Genomic DNA, 1,599 nt, shown 5'->3' with positions numbered 1-1,599 from the left:
CAACAGTCGATAAGAGTGGACGCTTAATGAATTGGCTCTATAGCCAGGTGCAACTCTAGAAAGGAGGTGATCCAGCCGCACCTTCCGATACGGCTACCTTGTTACGACTTCACCCCAGTCACGAATCCTACCGTGGTAAGCGCCCCCCTTGCGGTTAAGCTACCTACTTCTGGTAAAACCCGCTCCCATGGTGTGACGGGCGGTGTGTACAAGACCCGGGAACGTATTCACCGCGACATGCTGATCCGCGATTACTAGCGATTCCAACTTCATGCAGTCGAGTTGCAGACTACAATCCGGACTACGATACACTTTCTGGGATTAGCTCCCCCTCGCGGGTTGGCGGCCCTCTGTATGTACCATTGTATGACGTGTGAAGCCCTACCCATAAGGGCCATGAGGACTTGACGTCATCCCCACCTTCCTCCGGTTTGTCACCGGCAGTCTCATTAGAGTGCTCTTTCGTAGCAACTAATGACAAGGGTTGCGCTCGTTGCGGGACTTAACCCAACATCTCACGACACGAGCTGACGACAGCCATGCAGCACCTGTGTTACGGCTCTCTTTCGAGCACGCCTCGATCTCTCGTGGCTTCCGTACATGTCAAGGGTAGGTAAGGTTTTTCGCGTTGCATCGAATTAATCCACATCATCCACCGCTTGTGCGGGTCCCCGTCAATTCCTTTGAGTTTTAATCTTGCGACCGTACTCCCCAGGCGGTCTACTTCACGCGTTAGCTGCGTTACCAAGTTAATTAAAACCCGACAACTAGTAGACATCGTTTAGGGCGTGGACTACCAGGGTATCTAATCCTGTTTGCTCCCCACGCTTTCGTGCATGAGCGTCAATCTTGACCCAGGGGGCTGCCTTCGCCATCGGTGTTCCTCCACATCTCTACGCATTTCACTGCTACACGTGGAATTCTACCCCCCTCTGCCAGATTCTAGCCTTGCAGTCTCCATCGCAATTCCCAGGTTGAGCCCGGGGATTTCACGACAGACTTACAAAACCGCCTGCGCACGCTTTACGCCCAGTAATTCCGATTAACGCTTGCACCCTACGTATTACCGCGGCTGCTGGCACGTAGTTAGCCGGTGCTTATTCTTCAGGTACCGTCATTAGCAAGAGATATTAGCTCTCACCGTTTCTTCCCTGACAAAAGAGCTTTACAACCCGAAGGCCTTCTTCACTCACGCGGCATTGCTGGATCAGGCTTTCGCCCATTGTCCAAAATTCCCCACTGCTGCCTCCCGTAGGAGTCTGGACCGTGTCTCAGTTCCAGTGTGGCTGGTCGTCCTCTCAGACCAGCTACTGATCGATGCCTTGGTAGGCCTTTACCCCACCAACTAGCTAATCAGATATCGGCCGCTCCAGGAGCATGAGGTCTTGCGATCCCCCACTTTCATCCTTAGATCGTATGCGGTATTAGCGTAACTTTCGCTACGTTATCCCCCACTCCAGGGTACGTTCCGATATATTACTCACCCGTTCGCCACTCGCCGCCAGGTTGCCCCGCGCTGCCGTTCGACTTGCATGTGTAAGGCATGCCGCCAGCGTTCAATCTGAGCCAGGATCAAACTCTTCAGTTCAATCTCTGTTT

The 1,599-nt window shown here is 53.2% G+C and carries 1 rRNA gene; it reads right to left on the bottom strand.

The features are described 5' to 3' along the window. Nucleotides 1–59: 59 nt before the first annotated feature. Nucleotides 60–1,588 (bottom strand): 16S ribosomal RNA (locus BUC24_RS26235). Nucleotides 1,589–1,599 lie beyond the last annotated feature (11 nt).

This window comes from Massilia sp. CF038 (assembly GCF_900129765.1).
GTDB lineage: Bacteria > Pseudomonadota > Gammaproteobacteria > Burkholderiales > Burkholderiaceae_D > Telluria_A.
The sequence above is the reverse complement of the archived record's forward strand: the minus strand, read 5'-3'. Positions and strand labels throughout refer to the sequence as shown.